The 18,079-nt window shown below is 61.0% G+C and carries 15 protein-coding genes; 9 read left to right on the top strand and 6 right to left on the bottom strand.

Annotated features, from left to right (window positions below):
• The first annotated feature begins 172 nt into the window (after positions 1 to 172).
• A complete protein-coding gene (locus ABIE63_RS14225; protein WP_354505179.1) occupies positions 173 to 2,092 on the top strand; it encodes a hypothetical protein in 1,920 nt (639 codons plus the stop codon).
• Positions 2,093 to 2,219: 127 nt separating this feature from the next.
• On the opposite strand, the gene ABIE63_RS14220 is transcribed toward ABIE63_RS14225, so the two are convergent.
• The 3 genes from ABIE63_RS14220 to ABIE63_RS14210 form a co-directional block, all read right to left on the bottom strand.
• The gene (locus tag ABIE63_RS14220; protein WP_354505177.1) at positions 2,220 to 3,293 is read right to left on the bottom strand and encodes a hypothetical protein; all 1,074 of its coding nucleotides are present in this window, start codon (positions 3,291 to 3,293) and stop codon (positions 2,220 to 2,222) included.
• Between the two features lie 143 nt (positions 3,294 to 3,436).
• Positions 3,437 to 5,053, bottom strand: coding sequence for a phosphoenolpyruvate carboxykinase (locus ABIE63_RS14215; RefSeq protein WP_354505175.1), 1,617 nt, complete (start codon positions 5,051 to 5,053; stop codon positions 3,437 to 3,439).
• Positions 5,054 to 5,222: 169 nt separating this feature from the next.
• Positions 5,223 to 5,750: a pyridoxamine 5'-phosphate oxidase family protein gene (locus ABIE63_RS14210; RefSeq protein ID WP_354505173.1), complete on the bottom strand. Its 528-nt coding sequence runs from the start codon at positions 5,748 to 5,750 to the stop codon at positions 5,223 to 5,225.
• A 174-nt stretch (positions 5,751 to 5,924) separates the two neighbouring features.
• Here ABIE63_RS14210 and ABIE63_RS14205 point away from each other — a divergent pair, with 174 nt between their 5' ends.
• The 7 genes from ABIE63_RS14205 (at position 5,925) to ahcY (ending at position 13,757) form a co-directional block, all read left to right on the top strand.
• Complete coding sequence (locus ABIE63_RS14205) at positions 5,925 to 6,623, top strand: response regulator transcription factor (RefSeq protein WP_354505332.1); 699 nt, start codon at positions 5,925 to 5,927, stop codon at positions 6,621 to 6,623.
• 92 nt (positions 6,624 to 6,715) lie between these two features.
• Complete coding sequence (locus tag ABIE63_RS14200; protein WP_354505171.1) at positions 6,716 to 8,398, top strand: stimulus-sensing domain-containing protein; 1,683 nt, start codon at positions 6,716 to 6,718, stop codon at positions 8,396 to 8,398.
• A 33-nt stretch (positions 8,399 to 8,431) separates the two neighbouring features.
• Complete coding sequence (gene rapZ, locus ABIE63_RS14195) at positions 8,432 to 9,781, top strand: RNase adapter RapZ (RefSeq protein WP_354505169.1); 1,350 nt, start codon at positions 8,432 to 8,434, stop codon at positions 9,779 to 9,781.
• A gap of 41 nt (positions 9,782 to 9,822) precedes the next feature.
• Positions 9,823 to 10,239 (top strand): PTS sugar transporter subunit IIA, encoded by a 417-nt coding sequence (locus tag ABIE63_RS14190; RefSeq protein WP_183417225.1) that lies wholly within the window; start codon positions 9,823 to 9,825, stop codon positions 10,237 to 10,239.
• Between the two features lie 6 nt (positions 10,240 to 10,245).
• Positions 10,246 to 10,527, top strand: coding sequence for an HPr family phosphocarrier protein (locus ABIE63_RS14185; RefSeq protein ID WP_183417224.1), 282 nt, complete (start codon positions 10,246 to 10,248; stop codon positions 10,525 to 10,527).
• A complete protein-coding gene (ptsP, locus tag ABIE63_RS14180) occupies positions 10,517 to 12,325 on the top strand; it encodes a phosphoenolpyruvate--protein phosphotransferase (protein ID WP_354505166.1) in 1,809 nt (602 codons plus the stop codon). Before ABIE63_RS14185 ends, ptsP begins: the two co-directional genes overlap by 11 nt.
• 136 nt (positions 12,326 to 12,461) lie before the next feature.
• Positions 12,462 to 13,757 (top strand): adenosylhomocysteinase, encoded by a 1,296-nt coding sequence (gene ahcY / locus ABIE63_RS14175; protein ID WP_183417222.1) that lies wholly within the window; start codon positions 12,462 to 12,464, stop codon positions 13,755 to 13,757.
• Positions 13,758 to 13,819: 62 nt separating this feature from the next.
• On the opposite strand, the gene ABIE63_RS14170 is transcribed toward ahcY, so the two are convergent.
• A complete protein-coding gene (locus ABIE63_RS14170; RefSeq protein ID WP_354505164.1) occupies positions 13,820 to 14,260 on the bottom strand; it encodes a hypothetical protein in 441 nt (146 codons plus the stop codon).
• Positions 14,261 to 14,376: 116 nt separating this feature from the next.
• Here ABIE63_RS14170 and ABIE63_RS14165 point away from each other — a divergent pair, with 116 nt between their 5' ends.
• On the top strand, positions 14,377 to 15,609 hold the full coding sequence (locus ABIE63_RS14165) for a multidrug effflux MFS transporter (RefSeq protein WP_354505162.1): 1,233 nt from the start codon (positions 14,377 to 14,379) through the stop codon (positions 15,607 to 15,609).
• A 22-nt stretch (positions 15,610 to 15,631) separates the two neighbouring features.
• Here the strand turns inward: ABIE63_RS14165 and ABIE63_RS14160 are convergent, their stop codons facing one another.
• Both ABIE63_RS14160 and ABIE63_RS14155 read right to left on the bottom strand, forming a co-directional pair.
• On the bottom strand, positions 15,632 to 16,576 hold the full coding sequence (locus tag ABIE63_RS14160) for a DMT family transporter (protein WP_354505160.1): 945 nt from the start codon (positions 16,574 to 16,576) through the stop codon (positions 15,632 to 15,634).
• A gap of 96 nt (positions 16,577 to 16,672) precedes the next feature.
• Positions 16,673 to 18,019 (bottom strand): NAD(P)H-dependent oxidoreductase, encoded by a 1,347-nt coding sequence (locus ABIE63_RS14155; protein ID WP_183417219.1) that lies wholly within the window; start codon positions 18,017 to 18,019, stop codon positions 16,673 to 16,675.
• Positions 18,020 to 18,079: the final 60 nt, after the last annotated feature.

Genomic DNA, 18,079 nt, shown 5'->3' with positions numbered 1-18,079 from the left:
GTCGACCTGCTCTCCCTGCCCTGCTTTCGGGCGGGTGGTTGTTGATGTGACAAGTTAATACATTTTTCTTGTAGTTTTGTTGTCGTTGTTTCTTGTAGTTTGTGGGCCGTAATACCATGCGGGCTGCTGAGACTGCGGCCTTTCCCCGACAAGCGACAAGGATCGTATGACTATGAAAGAGTTTCTGGCCGCCTTCATGGCGGAGGAGGAGACGCGCCGGCAGCGGGCTGAGAAGGCCCTGGGCCAGGCGCTGGCGCAGCCCAAGCGGGCGGATGGCACGCGGGGCCGCGCGCCCGAGGTCATGCAGGCGCTCGAGCGCGGCGACGCTCTGGGTGCGGAACAGGGTAGCCCTGCCGATCTGTCCCTCAAGATGAACCGCCAGTTGCTGGACAAGGCCCGCGCGCCCCAGGACCGCATCGGCGAAGAGCAGCGCCGGGCGCTGGCCCGTGACGGCTTTGCCTTCGGGCCCCGCGGGGCTTTGCTTTTCGATCCGGCCTCTCCTCAGAGTGAGGGTCAGGAGCGCTCCAGCAACCCGCTTAACCTGACGCCGGGCCGGGGCCTGCGGGAGGGCGGCGCGCAGCGGGGTATCCTCTCGGGCCTGGCCAAGGACGCCGGTGCGCGCTTTACCCCGAACAGCCGCGAACGCCTGGCCCGCAAGACCGCCTTCCGGCAGGGACTGAGCCAGACCGACGAGGCGGAGTTCGCGGCCACCGGCAAGCTCCTGGACGAAGGCATGACGGCCTTGCGCGGCCGCAGGGCGGCCTCCAACGACGGACTGGAGCGCAAGGGTCTGGCCATCATGGAGGAAGACCTGGGCGAGATGGAAACCGACTTCGCCCGCGAGAAGCAAATCCGCGAAACCTCCGTGCCGTCGCGGTCATCGTCCCCTGACTTTGATGCCACACGCAACGAGGCACCAGCCCAGGCCGATGCGCAAGATCAGGAGAATAGGCGCAAGCCGGACCCGGAAACGGCGCTATCGACCCTGGAGGCCCTTGAGCAGGAGCGCCAGAAGGAATTGAACCGCATCCAATCTTCCGGTGCAGCCGATCCCAAGGCCTTTGGAGATGCGCGGCGACGCTTCGATGAGGCGCAGCAAGCTGTCGTAGACGATTTGGAGGAGCGCGGTCTGCGGTTGCCAGGCGATGATAACCTTCGCTCCAGCGACAAGGGACCAGACTATGCGGCGGCGGTTCTAGCGCCGCACCTGGAGCGGGCCAGCCAGAAGGAGGCAGAGGCGGCCCAGTTGGACAGCACCACGGCCTTTTTGAAGGAGGGTACCTCGGCCGACCCCAGCGCGCAGGACCGCGAGGCGCGGGGCACGCAACGCGCTGCGGCCGATGCAGCTTCGACAGCGGAAAGGATAACGAAGCTCAACGAAAATGCTCTTAAAGTCGCTGAAACTCATGAGGACCTTGGCAACTCTTCCACCGCGGCCCGCCGGGCGCGACAAAAGGCACGCGCGGTGCGCGCGGCGCTAGAGGCCGATGAGGCCAAGGGGGTTTCCGGTGATGCGTTGGAGCGTCATCGCGAAGCTTTGGGCCAGGCCGAGGCCGAGGTCAAGAGCCGTGAAGCGGCCGAAGCGGCGGCTAAGCGGCGGCATGAGAAGGCTTTGCGGCCCATCGAGAATCTGGAACTGGCGCAGAACCTGGGCGAACGCATCGAAAAGGAGGGCCTTGGCGCGGTGGTCAAGGTCTGGGAGCGGGCCGCTGAAGCAACTGTCGCCGGGGCCGCCACCAGTGCGGCCCTGGCTGCAGGCACGGGCACGGGCGTCGCGGGTGGCGCGGCGCTCGGCGGCGTGACAGCCGGTGGTGTCGAACTGATTACCGCGGCCGTGCAGCGGCATCGCTTGGCGGACCTGCCAAAGCTGTTAGAGGAGGATCCTCTGGAAGCCGCCGCCCGGATCGACGAGCTTCGCAATATCGGGCTGGGCGGGTCGCTGGCCGACATCGCCTTGGGCGGGGTCAAGTTCAAACGCAAACCCCAAGGCGGTTTCAAGATCGAAATCGACTCCGGCGGTATCGCTGAGGGCGCGGCGGGAGTCACCGCCGAGGCGGCGCTGGAGAAAAAGCAGGCCGATGATCTTCCCTGATGCGCTAACACGCTGGTGTTCCTCATCCTTCGAGACGCGCCGTTGGCGCTCCTCAGGATGAGGGCGAGCGGGAGAACTGCGACGGGTCGAAGACGCCAGCGCCAGGAGTCTTAACCTTGGCGGACGATCAGGGATCGATGAGGTCGTGATCCAGGAGGGTCTGGACGAAGCTTTCCTCGTCCATGCCCGCCTGGACGGCCGGGTGGTAGAGCAGTTTCAAGGCCGCCAGGGCGCGGGCCTGCTGCGCCGGGCTCAAGGGCGCGGCGGTCAGGTAGAAATCCGGCGTCATATGCAGCCCCAAGCCGACCAGCAGCCCCCGAAAGAGACAGTGCTCCGTCCCCGGCTCGTTCCAGAAATGCTTGGTTCTGATCTCTGTTGATTTCAGGCGGTAATCCTGAGGCACCCGGTCATCAGGAGCCTTCCTGGACCCCTTCAAACGCACCAAACTAAAGCATCCTGTTTCAAGAACCGTACTGTATTGGGATCTCCTACTGTAGAATTCGATACCGGTAGTACTCTCCTTCCAGCCGACGTAGCTGTAGATATCGCTCTCGACCGTCTTATCCTTGATGTCCTCCAGAAAGGTGATCTCCCGGAAGGGCGGCAGGTCGGGCACCGCCCGCCAGACCAGGGCGCGCAGCGGCGTCATGGAATCGACCTTTTGCGGGCGTACCTTGCCGAGAGCGGTAAAGACGATCTCGTCTTGCTCATAGCGTTGGATGCGGTCGCCGCCGGAGCGTTCGTCGACGATGCCGGTAAAGAAAAAGGACTTTAGGTCGGCCCGAGAGAGGCGCGGCAGGCGCTCCGGGGGGCGGATCGGCGGATAGTCCTCGGCCCGTCCCGGCGCCGGCTCGATCTCATCCTTTGGCCGCAGTCCCCAGGTCGGGCCAAAGGCCTCGTCGAGCGCCGCCAGACTGCGCGCCTCCTCGGCAGAGTGCCCCGCCGCCACATAGTCGGCGATGCGCGTGCGCAGGCGTCCCTCCAACCCGTAGGCTGTGGTCAGCCACAACATCAGCGGCGGAAAGCCAACCACGAAGAGTACGGCAAAGGTTCCGGCCCGGAATCCCGCCGCAAAGGGCCGGGTGAATGATAGGGAAAGCTCTCGCCCGTACCACCAGAGGTCAAAGACCATGTAGAGCAGCAACAGGCCATAGAGGACCGGCCACCAAGCCTGCAAAAAGGATATCACCAGTGCGATCATAAGGTGATTCTATTGCAACCTTATAGATCGCGCCAGACATAAGCGCACCGAGGGCGCGTGCCGGGAGCTTGGACAAGTGGACCGCCGTCCAAACGTTCCTCAACAAAGCCCTCACTGATTCTTGAAATGATACCTGTAGGGCGTCAAGCGGCGGCGTAGATTCCGGCGGCCTTCACATCCTCGTCCACGTGTGATTCGAACTGCTTGAAGTTCTCCTCGAAACGGCGCGACAGATCGCGGGCGCTCTGGTCATAGGCGTCCTTGTTCGACCAGGTGGCGCGGGGGTCAAGCACCTCGGCCGGTACGTCCGGGCAGCTTGTCGGGACCTGCAGGCCGAACTGCGGGTGGATGGTGGTCGCCACATCGGCAAGCCGGCCGTCGAGTGCGGCCCGCACCATGGCGCGGGTGTAGCTTATCTTCATGCGCTCGCCGACACCGTAAGCGCCGCCGGTCCAACCGGTGTTGACCAGCCAGCATTTGGCGCCGGTCTTGGCCATCTTCTCGCCCAGCATCTTGGCATAAACGCTGGGGTGGCGCGGCATGAAGGGGGCACCGAAACAGGTGGAGAAGGTCGCCTGCGGCTCGTTGCCGAGGCCGCGTTCCGTTCCGGCCACGCGGGCCGTATAGCCCGATAGGAAGTGATACATGGCCTGCTCGGGCGTCAAACGGGAGATCGGCGGCAGCACGCCGAACGCGTCGGCCGTCAGCATGATGATGTTGTCGGGTTGATTGCCCTGGCCCGAAAGCGTGACGTTGGGAATGAAGTCGATGGGATAGCTGGCCCGAGTGTTCTCGGTGTAGCGGTTGTCATCCAGATCGAGCTGTCCGGTCAGCGGGTCCATCACCACGTTTTCCAGGATGGTGCCGAAGCGGCTGGTGGTGGCGTGGATCTCCGGCTCGGCTTCCGACGAAAGACGAATCACCTTGGCATAGCAGCCGCCTTCGAAATTGAAAACGCCGCGATCGGACCAACCGTGCTCATCATCGCCGATCAGCGTGCGATCCGGGTCCGCCGAAAGCGTCGTCTTGCCAGTCCCGGAAAGGCCGAAGAAGATCGCCGTGTCGCCGCCGCGCCCAATGTTAGCGGAGCAGTGCATGGGGAGAACATTCTTCTCGGGGAGCAGGAAGTTGAGGATCGAGAAGATGGATTTCTTGATCTCGCCCGCGTAGCGGGTGCCGCCGATCAGGATCACCCGGTCAGTGAAATTGACGACGATGAAGGTCGAGGACGTCGTGCCGTCCGTTTCCGGATCGGCTTGCAGGTGCGGAGCGTGCAGCACCGTGAAATCGGGCGTGAAGTCCTTGAGCTGATCGTGGCCTGGGCGAATGAACATGTTGCGGGCGAAAAGCGCGTGCCAGGCATTCTCCGACACCACGCGGACCTTCAGGCGATACTCCGGATCGGCTCCTGCAAAGAGGTCCTGGACGAAGAGATCGCGGGCTTGTAGATAGGCGGCAACCTTGCCGTATAGACGACGATAGACGTTCTCGTCGGTTGCCACGTTTACCTTGCCCCACCAGATGGAACTGCGCGATTTGGCGTCCTCGACAATGAACTTGTCGTTGGGTGAGCGTCCGGTCTGATCGCCGGTCAAGGCGACGAAAGATCCGCCCTGAGCCAGATTGCCTTCGCCGCGACACAGCGCGTGCTGGACCAAGGCGGCGGCTGGAAGGTTCCAGTGCGCCGTCCGATAGTGGCCGATTCCATGAAGGTGCAGGCCATTCTGGCTGACGACGGGTCCGATATCCTTGCTGCTCACTGTCGTGGTCTCCTGAGTTACGCTTTGCCGGCTCGCGCCTATTCGCTACTGGTGCCTTTGCTCAACGGGCCAACCGGAGTTTGATCGGAGGGTGGCATCAAATTCACCCTTGGGGATTGATCCTTGGGTTATGCCCTCTGGAACTTTACCAGGCAACCATACTTATCGCTCACGGCCTCCGGTTTTCCGGAATTCTTGCCGAAAGAATACCCGCGCTTTCGAGTTCGTGCGCTCCCAACCAGTGGATACGGCCAAAGCCCGCTATCAGGTGGGCTTGTTCGATCGCCATGTTGTACAGGTGGAAATCCTTGAAATCCGCATAGGCGGCAGCGCCGCCATGACGCGCCAGGAAGACGTCGCGGGCGTCTTCCGCCAGCGCTTCGGGCACCGGCCAGAAACGGCCTAAAAGTGTTACCCGTGACGCTGAAAGCGGATCGCCCGTCGGATTGCTTTGTGTCACCAGCAGGGCGGCACGTTGGTCGGCCTGGAGATTCCTGGTGTGATCCGCAAGGTCGGATAAAAGCAAAAGCGGTCCCAAGGTCCTGTGTGCCGCCAGCAATACCAGTGACGCATAGGGCCAACCGCTGCCGTCGCGGGCCAGGCCTGTCGCCAGGCTGGCGGTGCGGGCCTGCGCAAGCAGACGGGCTACCTCCTCTGCGGGACGAAACTTTGCCTTGCCTTTGTCCGTCGGGTTCATGATCTGTCGATCTCAACGCCGCGTTATGGTCGTGGATGTGCCTAATTGGCGCCGTAATCCCATCACACTGTGGAGAATAGGAAAAGCGGGTTTATTTTTCGGGGTGAGATCATGACTATGGCGTTGGAAAGAACCAATCCCCATCTTTGGGGCAATCAAGGGGGCATGACGCTCATGCAGGCAACCATCGCGCTGGTCGATGACGACCGCAACATACTGGCATCCGTGTCCATCGCGCTGGAGGCGGAGGGCTACAAGGTCCGCACTTACAACGACGGTGCCGAGGCGCTGCGCGGAATCACCGCCAACCCGGTCGATCTGGCGATTTTGGATATCAAGATGCCTCGTATGGACGGTATGGAGCTTTTGGGCCGCTTGCGACAGGATTCCAGCCTGCCAGTCATCTTCCTGACCTCCAAGGACGAGGAGGTGGATGAGGTGTTGGGCCTGCGTATGGGGGCCGACGACTACATAAAGAAGCCCTTTTCCCAACGCTTGTTGATCGAGCGCATTCGCACCCTTCTGCGGCGCGAGAGAGCCATGCGCGAAGGCGGGGAGGCCGTTACCGAAAAGCCGATCGCCAGGGGCGATCTGGTGCTTGATCCGAGCCGCCATCTTTGCACGTGGAAGGGCGAGGCGGTGAACCTTACCGTGACGGAATTCCTGATCCTGAAAGTGCTGGCACAGCGCCCGGGGCACGTGAAGAACCGCGATCAATTGATGGACGCGGCTTATGGAGAGTCCATCTATGTGGATGACCGCACGATCGACAGTCACATCAAACGCTTGCGAAAGAAGTTCAAGGCGGCTGATGACGATTTCTCGCAGATTGAAACCCTCTATGGGGTAGGCTACCGCTATAAGGACGCCTGATTCGCGGGAGGGGCGCGCAGCGCTGACCCTTTCGCTAACGGCACAGCAACAAAGACCGCGTGGTAGCGAAGGGGAAATGCTTTTAGGTCGCCATGAATTTTGTCCCGCCCGCACAGGATAAAGACCCGGTGGAGGCGTCGCGCGACGTGAAAGGCCGGCGACCTGGCAAGCGGCGCTTCAGGCCGCGCTGGCGCTCACCTCTGACGCGCCGGATTTTGGCGTTGAATTTGCTTGTGTTGGTCATCCCGGTGTTGGGATTGATGCACCTGGACGATTATCGCAAAGGCCTGATCGCGGCCGAACTGCAGGCCCTGACGACGCAGGCCCGGGCCTACTCTTTTTCACTGGCAGGCGGCGCCGTCGTGGTGGCGGCCAACGGCGAGCAGCGCCTCGTGGCTGAACAGGCAGCCCGGATCACCCGGCTATTGCTGGGCGATTCAACCATTCGCGCCCGCATCTTCCATCGTGAAGGCGAACTCATCGCCGATTCCTTCCGTATCGCCGGTCTGAGCAGCGGTATTGAGGTGACGGAACTCCCGCCGCCGCGCCCACGCAGCGGCATCGCCGGATGGCTCAGCCGCCAGTTCGATCGCTTCATGGACCTGTTTGCCGGCCGGAGCGATCTGCCGCTGTACCGGGAGAACCGGGGCCAGACCGCCCAGGACTACGAAGAGATCGAGCGGGCCTTGCTGGGCGAGAGTACCGGTGTTGCCCGGCGCGACGGCAAGGGTGGCCTGGTTCTGTCGGTTGCCGTACCCCTGCAGCGTTACCGCCAGGTCCTGGCTGCCCTGATGCTGTCCAGCGACGGCGCCAGCATCGAGGCCGCGGTGCGCGACCGGCGAGCGGATATCCTCTGGGTCTTCGCCGTGGCAATGGCTGCAACCGTTCTGGTTTCCTTTTACCTGTCAGGCACGATCGCGCGGCCTATTCGCCAGCTGGTTGAGGCTGCGGACCAGGTGCGACGCTCCAAAAACCGGCGGGCTCAGATACCGGACTTTTCCAGACGCCGGGACGAGATCGGCGAGCTATCGGAAGCCCTGCGGGAGATGACCGAGGCGCTTTGGAACCGCATGGATGCGATCGAACGTTTCGCGGCGGACGTCTCGCACGAGATCAAGAACCCGCTGACGTCCGTGCGGAGTGCGGTGGAGACCGTTGCCCGAATCGACGATCCGACACAGCAGCGCAAGTTGATGGCGATCATCCTGGACGATGTCCAGCGCCTCGATCGGCTAATTAGCGATATTTCCGATGCTTCGCGGCTGGACGCGGAGCTAAGCCGTGCTCAGACCGAGGCTGTCGATTTGAAGCAACTCCTGAACGCGGTCTTTACCTCCTACTCTGAAACGCAAAAAGACGCGGGGCCGCGCTTCGAAATTGAGATTCAGGACGAAAAACGCGCGGGCGAGCTGACGGTTATCGGAATGGAAGGCCGACTTGGCCAGGTTTTTCGTAATCTTATGGCCAATGCCATTAGCTTCAGCCCTCCCGGCGGTCTTTTGAAACTTTCCTTACGTCGTGACGGCCAAGAAGCGGTTGTCATGGTAGAAGACGAGGGCGGCGGCATACCGGAAGGCAAGCTCGAAGCGATTTTCGACCGTTTTTACAGCGAGCGGCCAAAGGGCGAGAAGTTTGGAACACATTCCGGGCTGGGCCTTTCCATTTCCAAACAGATCGTGGAGGCGCACGGTGGGGCGATCCGGGCCAACAACCGCCTGGATTCCTCAGGGGAGGTCTGCGGAGCGTGCTTTGAGGTCCGCCTGCCTCTGGAGTAAGCTGGCCGCCGGATCATATTGGGAACGGCAGCCATGAAGGAAATCCGCTTACATGCTACCTGTCTCGCTCTGGAGGGGCGAGGTGTGTTGCTGCGTGGTCCCTCCGGGTCTGGAAAGTCGGACTTGGCGCTTCGCTTGATCGAGCAAGGCGCTCGCTTGGTTGCCGACGATCAGACCATTCTCACCAGGGAGGCCGACGTTTTGATGGCCCGCGCACCGGATAATATCGCGGGACAGTTGGAAGTGCGCGGCATCGGCATACGCCCAGTGCCAAGCCTCTCTCGGACACCTGTAGACCTTATGGTGGATCTCGTCGGGCCGGGTGCCGTCGAGCGCTTGCCCGAACCCAGTAGCGAGACCGTCTTGGACTTGCCATTACCAAGATTGGCCCTGGATCCCTTCGCGGCCTCGGCGCCGGCAAAACTGCGGGTAGCGCTTCGCAGTTTGGGTCCGGCGCAAACACCGTCGGATACCATGAAGCGGTCGGATGCTCAGGTTGTGGTTCTGGTCACGGGCCTTTCCGGGGCAGGCCGCAGCACGGCCTTGCATATTCTTGAGGACGCCGGCTTCGAGGCGATGGATAATTTGCCCACGCGACTGTTGGAGCGCGCCATCCGCGGCAGCGACGGAATGCGCCCCTTGGCCATCGGCATGGATATGCGCACACGCGATTTCATGGCGCAGCGGTTCCTTGAGACACTAGATCTGTTGATGCGCGATGCGGCAATTTCGCTGTCGCTGATTTTCCTGGAATGCGACGATGATGCGCTGATAAAGCGCTTTACCGAAACACGGCGGCGTCATCCCCTGGCCAAGGAGCGCCCGCTTGCAGACGGCATCGCCGCCGAGCGGCAGATGCTGGCGCCCTTGCGGGAGCGGGCAACCCACCATATCGATACGACCGGCTTGAAAACCGTGGATTTGGCAAGAATTCTGTCCGGTTTGCTTGATTTGGAGAGTGGTGGGGGCCTCGTGCTCCACATCACCTCCTTTTCATATCGGCAGGGCTTGCCACGTGAGGCGGATCTGGTATTCGACGTGCGGTTTCTACGTAACCCGCACTATGAAAACGGACTTCGCCATCTCAGCGGTCTGGAACCGGAAGTGGCGGCTTTTGTGGAGGGAGATCCGTCCTTCGGCGATTTCTTTGCGCGGTTGACGGACTTGATTGGCCCGCTGCTTCCACGCTACGAAGCCGAAGGCAAAAGCTATCTGACGATTGCGATTGGCTGCACAGGTGGGCAACATCGCTCAGTTGCGGTCGCGGAACGTTTGGCAGCATGGTTGTCGGTGCAAGGTCGCGCGGTATCCGTTGGGCACCGCGATTTGCCGGATGGCCGCGCCGGAATGCGGTCTGTTGAAGCCAAGGTCGGAAAGGCCTGATAGGAATTGATCCGCCGGGAAGCAAGGAAGAGAAAATAGATATGATAGGTATCGTTCTTGTCACCCATGGCCGGCTGGCCAAGGAGTTCATTTCTGCATTGGAACATGTGATCGGCAAGCAGGAGGGCGTGGCCGCGGTCTGTATCGGACCGGATGACGACATGGAGGAACGACGCGCCGAGATTCTGCAGCGCATCGCCGATGTCGATAAAGGAAAGGGGGTCGTTCTGCTGACGGATATGTTCGGTGGCACCCCGTCCAATCTTGCCATCTCGGTGATGCAGGTCGGCCAGATCGAGGTTGTTGCAGGCGTCAATCTGCCGCTTTTGATCAAGCTCGGCGAACTGCGAAAATCTAAACCACTGCAAGAGGCGGTTGCCGAAGCGCAGGAAGCAGGACGCAAGTATATTCACGTTGCTTCGCATCTGATGCCCGGCGCACAGCGTGCAAAGGCGTGATGATGCATGGCTGAGAAATCCGAGATTTGTCAGCGTGTGACGATCTGCAACCAACGGGGATTGCATGCCCGGGCTGCGGCCAAGTTCGTCAAGCTTGCAGGCAGCTACGAGGCGGAGATCGTCGTTATTAAGGACGGCACCGAGGTGCCTGGTCGCTCCATCATGGGGCTCATGATGTTGGCGGCGGCGCCGGGGACCGAGATTGAACTGAGAGGCCGGGGTGGCGATGCCGAACAGGCGGTCGTGGCACTGACCCAGCTGGTGCTTGATAGATTCAATGAGGAATAACAGAGGCGATAGACCGGAACGCGACGAGATTGTCTTCGAGGGTTTGGCGGCCTCCCCCGGAGTGGCGATCGGCTTGGCTCACTTGCGCGAAAGCCGGTCTCTGAAGGTTGTTGAGTATCTAATCGCCAAGCCGCAGGTCGCCGCCGAGATCAACCGGTTCCGTGGCGCGGTGGCAAAGGCGGGCCGACAGTTGATGAAGGTGCGCTCCAAAGCCAGCGATTTGCATGGCACTGCTGCAGAGGAACTCGGCTATCTGTTGGATGCACACCTGCAGATGCTCGATTCCTCGCGCCTGCTGAGTGGTGTGACGCAGCGTATAGAAAATGAGCGCCGCAATGCTGAATCGGCGGTATGGGTCGAGATCGAGAGCCTCGCCACCCAATTCGAAGCCATCGACGATGCTTATTTGAAGTCCCGTGCCGCCGAAGTGCGGGAGGTCGGGAACCGAATCATCCGCAATCTGGCCTCTAGCGATTTTGCGAGCTTCAGCGATCTGGAAGAAGGCAGCATTATCCTGGGTGAGGAAATCACTCCGGCCGATACCGCCCTGATGGACCCTAAACGCGTCGGCGGGTTTGCGACGCTGGTGGGCGGCACCGAAGGGCACACAGCGATCATGGCGCGTTCCCTCGGCTTGCCGGCGGTGCTTGGCTGCACCGGTTTGTTGCAGGAGGCCTGCCCGGGAGATCAGGTGATTGTCGACGGATCGCGCGGTCTCGTGATTCTCAATCCCTCGCAAGGTCGCCTGAAGGATTATCTGCGCCAACGGGAGGCCTATCGGGCCGAAGCGGTGGCGTTGATGAAGCTGCGCCACCTGGCGGCGGAGACCACAGATGGTCTGCGGGTCGTATTGCAAGCAAACCTGGAGATGCCGCGCGATGCGGCGCAGGCAGTCATGGCCGGTGCCGAGGGCGTCGGCTTGCTGCGCACAGAGTTCCTGTTCATGAATCGCGACGACTTGCCGGATGAGGAAGAGCAATACGAAACGCTGCGCGAAATCATGGAGGGGATGGGTGGACGCCCGGTAACGGTGCGCACGTTGGATGTCGGCGGAGAAAAACTTGCCTCAGCTATAAGCCGTAGGCATGGGGAAAGCGCGAACCCGGCCTTGGGATTGCGCGCCGTACGCTTGGGATTGCGCGAGCCTGAACTGATGGAAACGCAAATTGCCGCCATTCTGCGCGCCAGTGCCCATGGACCGTTGCGTATTTTGTTGCCGATGATCTCGGCACGTGAAGAAGTGGAAGCCGTGCGCATGGTGATCGGTCGTGTGGCTGATCGCCTGCGCGCGCAGGGCAGACAGCTACCCGACCGCTTGCCGCCCCTGGGTGTGATGATCGAGGTTCCCGGTGCGGCGTTGGCTGCAGACACCCTGGCCGAGGTCAGCGACTTCTTTGCCTTGGGAACCAATGATCTGACCATGTACACGCTGGCCATAGACCGGGGCGATGAGCGGCTTGCGCATCTGTACAACCCGCTGCACCCGGCTGTGCTGCGACTTCTCCAGTTCACCATCGAGGCGGCGCGCAGGGCCTCCATTCCGCTTTCAGTTTGCGGCGAGATTGCCGGTGATCCGCGTTATGCGCCTTTGCTGCTGGGACTCGGTGTGCGTGAGTTATCGATGGCCTCGGCTGCTTTGCCCAGGGTCAAAGCCCGTATCCGCGAGCTTTGCCTGACGGAGGCAGTGGATTGTGCCGCTGCGGTCATGCGTCAGCATGATAGCGGGATCATTGCTACTCTTCTCGATGGATGCGGCGCAAATCAGACCGAGCCCCTGTTGTCCGGTAAGGCCAGCTGAGCAAGGCGATTGAGCAAGACCATTTGAGCAACGGCGGCGTTTGAACGCTTGCTTGCCCTCTTGCCCTGGGACTGCGTGGCTGCTATCTCCTCTGCCGCCGAACAAATTCTCTGTTGATTAAGTGGAAGACAAGCGCATGGCCGAGTTTGCAGACTATAAGGTCAAGGACATCTCGCTGGCCGATTGGGGCCGCAAGGAAATCGCAATCGCCGAGGTCGAAATGCCTGGCCTGATGGCCTTGCGTGAAGAATTCGGCGCCAAGAAGCCGCTCGCAGGCGCACGCATCGTCGGCTGCTTGCACATGACCATTCAAACAGCGGTTCTGATCGAGACACTGCGTGCCCTGGGCGCCGAAATCCGTTGGTCATCCTGCAACATCTTCTCGACCCAGGATCACGCTGCTGCAGCCATCGCCGCTTCCGGTGTCCCGGTCTTTGCCTGGAAGGGCGAGACCGAGGAGGAGTACTGGTGGTGCGTCGAGCAAACCATTACGGGTCCGAATGGCTGGAAGCCGAATCTGATCCTCGATGACGGCGGCGATCTGACCCAGTTGATGCACAGCAAGTACCCCGAGTTGCTGGAAGATGTCCGCGGTGTTTCGGAGGAGACCACGACCGGCGTACTGAGGCTCTACGACATGGCCAAGAAGGGCACGCTTAAGGTGCCGGCCATCAACGTCAACGATTCCGTTACGAAATCTAAGTTCGACAACGTTTACGGCTGTCGCGAGAGCCTTGTCGACGGCATTCGCCGCGGCACGGACGTGATGATGGCGGGCAAGGTTGCTGTGGTGAACGGCTACGGTGATGTGGGCAAGGGCTCCGCCCAATCGCTGCGCAATGCCGGTTGCCGGGTGATGGTTACCGAGGTCGATCCGATCTGCGCGTTGCAAGCGGCTATGGAAGGCTACGACGTGGTCACGATGGACGACGCCGCCGACCGCGCCGATATTTTCGTCAGCGCCACCGGCAATCGCGATATCATCACGATCGATCACATGCGCCGCATGAAGGATCGCGCAATCGTTTGCAATATCGGGCACTTCGACAACGAGATTCAGGTCGACGGCCTGAAAAACCTGAAGTGGCACAACGTCAAACCGCAGGTCGACGAGATCGAGTTCCCGGATGGCAAGCGCATCATTCTGCTGTCCGAGGGCCGCTTGGTTAACCTGGGCAACGCCACAGGACACCCCAGCTTCGTCATGAGCGCATCCTTTACCAATCAGGTGCTGGCGCAGATGGAGCTCTGGAACAATTCCGGCTCCTATGAGAAGCAGGTCTATGTCTTGCCGCGCCACCTCGACGAAAAGGTTGCCGCCCTGCATCTGGCCAAGGTCGGCGCCAAGCTGACCAAACTGACCAAGGAGCAGGCCGATTACATCGGTGTGGCGACCGAAGGCCCCTTCAAGAGCGACGCCTACCGGTACTAAAGGCAGGCCTCAAGGCTTATAGAGTTCGGCGGGGCGGCGGCGAAGAGACGATCGTTGCCGCCTCAACCTTTCTCGAATGAGTGAATGCTGGGCACGTAGAGATATCCTGCCGGAGAAACAATGTAGGCCTCGTAAAGGCCGTGAGGTTTATGGGCAGTGCCCGCCAAAACATCGTGCCCGGCTTCGACCGCCCGTCGCTCAGCCGCATCCGGGTCCAAGTCATAGAGCCTTATCTCGATGCCCAAGCCGCGGGCGACACCGTCGCTCAAGAATCCCAGCAACGGGTGGCTGTGGTAGGTGTGATCGCCATGCAGCATCCAGTCCTGATCGGCATGGGTCATGACAGCGAAGTCCTTGTTTGCAAAGCGCGGTTTCAATGCGAATACGGTAGTTAGGAAATCCACCTCCCGGGCGACATCGGCGACCAATAGATTGAGGCCAACGCCTTTTAGGGAGCGACCATATTCGGGCGCGGGTAAAAATTCATCTCGTCGGTTTGCCATTCGCTTGTTTCTCACTAAACTGGCGCAACTTTTTGGCGCGCTACGATCACCTGAAGCTACTGTCCGGTGCCGGGGCTTTTCCGTAAAGCGCCAATTCTTCGCCTGTTTGAGGATCCATGTCTGACGGTCAATCGAAATCAGGAGGAAGATCGCAGGGAGCAACCCTGGCGATTGTGTTGACGGCGTTGGTGTCGGTGGGCCCGATCTCTACCGATCTCTATCTGCCGTCGCTGCCCAGCATGCGGTTTGATCTGGCGGCCAGCGAAGGCCAAGCACAGCTAACACTTTCAGCCTTCCTCGTGGGCTTTGCGCTCGCGCAGCTTTTCCAAGGGCCGCTCTCGGACCGCTTCGGCCGTAAGCCTGTCATGCTGGGCGGCCTGTTGGTTTATGTCCTGGCCAGCATGGCTTGCGTCTTTGCGCCGACCATTGAACTTTTGATCATGGGGCGCGTGCTGCAGGCCTTGGGGGCCTGTGTAGGGCCGGTTGTCGGGCGTGCCATTGTAAGAGACGTCTATGGCCCCAACGATGCCGCACGGGTCCTTTCCTATATTGGTTCCGCCATGGCCCTAGCGCCGGCCGTGGGGCCATTGATCGGCGGCGCAGTGCAAGAGTTCTTGGGGTGGCGCGCTAATTTCTATGCCATGCTGATCTATGGCGTCATCGCGGTGGGATTGTTGCTGTGGCTGGTACCGGAGACCAATCGCTACAAGGATCCCGACGCGACCCGGCCGGGCGCCATACTGCGTAACTATCGGACCTTGCTCCGTGAGCGGCGCTATCTCGGATATGTTTGGGTCACCGCCGCGGTGTTCGGCGGACTCTTCGCCTTCATATCCGGTAGCAGTTTTATCATTATCGAAACATTGGGCTATTCGCCCTTTGCCTTTGGACTTTGCTTTCTTGTGTTTGTCACGGGATTCATGACCGGCAGTTTGCTGTCCGGTCGCTTCAGCCGCCGCTTCGGCGTCGATCGCTTGATCCTGATTGGAACGTCGCTCAGCCTGGCGGCAGGCACGACGGGGGCGGTCTTTGCGCTTGCCGGAGTCTTGAACCTTTGGGTCATACTGGTGCCGATCTTCCCCTTCATGGTCGGCTGCGGCATGGTTTTGCCCAACGCTTTTGCCGGTGCGATCGGGCCCTATCCGCGAATGGCCGGGGCGGCCTCTGCGTTGCTTGGGTTCCTGCAGATGGTGGTGGGAGCGGCTTCCGGCGTGGCGGTCGGGCAGTTGGCCGATGGCACGGCTCGACCCATGATGGTGATGATATTCCTGGGTGCGTTGTTGGGATTCTGGGCGCGCATCGTTCTGTTGCGGGGGCCATCGGAGCCCAAGGATGTAACGTCGGGCTAAGGGCGACGACCGAGCGCCCGGATTATCCGGAGAATTGAGACTTGAACCGGCGCCATAAGCGGCCGTCGATGGACGCCAGCCCCAACCCGATGAATCCCATTCCCAGCAAGTGCTGCGGCAACAGGGTTTCGGCAAGGAAGGCCGCGCCCAGGAGGATCGCGCTCACCGGGATCAACAAGGTCACGAGTAAAAGATTGGTCGCTCCGGCGGTTGCCAGGATGCGAAAGTAAATCACGTAGGCGAGCGCCGTGGAGAGCGAGGCGATACCGAGTAAAGCGCCGATGGTGGCAAGACTGGGAAACGGCAAACTCCAGGGTTGGTCGATCAAAAGCATCACCGGTATCAGCAGAACGCTGGACGCGCAGAGTTGCCCGGTTGCGGTCGCCATGGGCGATACGCCAAGCGCCTTGAATCGGCGGCCATAGAGCCCTGCAAGAGCATAGGAAACAGCAGCTGCCAGGCAAGCCAACTGTGCCGTGACATCAAGCCCAAGGGAGCGCAGCGCATCGCCGCCGATCATCGCGGCGACACCGCCTAAGCCCAGGATTACGCTAAGCAAGCGGCCCGGTGTTATGCGCTCATCCTGGGTCAAAAACTGCGCCAGAAGGACAGTGAACAGCGGTGTTGTCGCGTTGATGATGGACGCAACGCCCGACGCTATATGCATCTGACCCCAAACAATGAGTGAAAAGGGCACGGCGTTGTTGAGGAACCCCATGCAAAGAAAAGCGCGCCACACGCGCCATTCCCGCGGAAGCGGTTGGGCGGCCACACGCATTGCCAGCAAAAGGATCACCGCTGCGAGGAACACGCGGCAAACGACGATCGTGAAGGTCGGAAGCTCCCTGACGGCGACTCCGGTAAAGAAAAACGAGCCGCCCCATAGGAGTGACAGGCCGATCAAAAGCGTCCACTCCAGGGCGCCCATGGTCCTGTTTATCGGTGAAATCGGAGATGCTGGTTTCAAATGCCGATGCCTTGGGTGTGAAAGTGCAACGAGGATACGCGGCATTCAACGTCGCACAGCCAAACTACCCGCACACTCCGATTCTTGTTTTTCCCCTCAGGCTGACGGGGCGAAACGCTCTTCCATTTCGCGACGGATTGATACGGCGTGATTCTCGCCGACCGCTTCCAAATCGGACCAACAAACGATTTCCCCGGCTTTGATATCGCGCTGCAGCGTGACGCCGTGAGCTAACCCGATGGGCAGGGCGCCGCACTTTATGCTTTCGCTGGCAGGCAGGAGCTTGCCCCATACGCAAAAACCGCCCTCGCCATCCAGCTTCTGCCCGGCCTTCAGATCGCTTTTCGCAACAGCGGCGACGTCGCCCGACCATTGACGCGTAGTCCCGGTTGGCTCGCCTCGAATCGCGACGCTGGCGACAGAGACGCCGAGTTCCAACCCTATCAGGTGATAGGGCCGATAAAGCGCGCCGTATCGCCCGCTGGGATCGGTGACGAGACCGTATTCTGAGAAACAACGCGCGGTGTAGTCGCTTGGCGCCTCGAAGACGACGTAAACACCCCAACGAAGATCGCCTATCACAGGATCGCCGTTGCGCTGGAGGCTCGAAATGACCTCGACCTGTCCTTTCTTTTCGAGGGTGCCGCCTTCACTTGCGGGGCGCAGCACAACGGGAAGTTCGTCGACGCTGCAGGGCGGGAAGGCGAGGCCGTTGCTCGGAGTTGCCAAGCCAGTCGCGTTGGCGACCGCCGCCATCTCGATGGAGGACTTGGTGCCATCCAGGAAAGAATTGAACATTTGCGGATTCATACCGCCTTGGGCTGCGCGTTCCGCAGTCAAACCATAATAAGGCCAAACGGTGTCGGGGGTGGAAGCGTGGTAGACGGGTAGGTACTTCGTGCCTTTGCCGGCGGCCACGACATTCAATCCGCAAGCGCGCGCCCAGTCGACCTGTTCGCAGATCAATGCCGGCTGGTCGCCATAGGCCATCGAGTAGACCACGCCCGCCTGCCGGCAGCGTTCCGCCAGCAAGGGGCCGGCCAGTACATCGGCCTCGACATTCACCATGACGATATGCTTGCCGTTTTCCGCGGCGCTCAAAGCATGCCGGATGCCGGCGGCAGGATTGCCGGTCGCATCGACAACAACCTCAACCGGTCCCCCGGTCAGCAGGTCATCGGAATCCTCTGTGATGAAGGTCGTACCGCTGGTTTCAGCTTCGGTAAGGCTGCGTGCGCCGTAGGCGGCGGGGTCCCATCCGGTCGACTCCAAAGCCTGCCTGGCGCGTGACGCATCCAGGTCGGCAAGGCCAATCAGATGCAGACCGGGAGTGATGCGAAGCTGGGCAAGAAACATGGAGCCGAACTTGCCGGCACCGATCATGGCGACACGTACCGGCCGACCTTCGCGTTGGCGTTCAAGAAGCAGGCTATGGAGATTCATGGGGTATCCTCGTCGGGTTCGGCGTTGAAATGACTGCGGCAGGTCGGCGCAGTATCCGGG

The sequence above is a fragment of the Limibacillus sp. MBR-115 genome, assembly GCF_040549425.1.
GTDB lineage: Bacteria > Pseudomonadota > Alphaproteobacteria > Kiloniellales > CECT-8803 > Limibacillus > Limibacillus halophilus.
The sequence above is the reverse complement of the archived record's forward strand: the minus strand, read 5'-3'. Positions and strand labels throughout refer to the sequence as shown.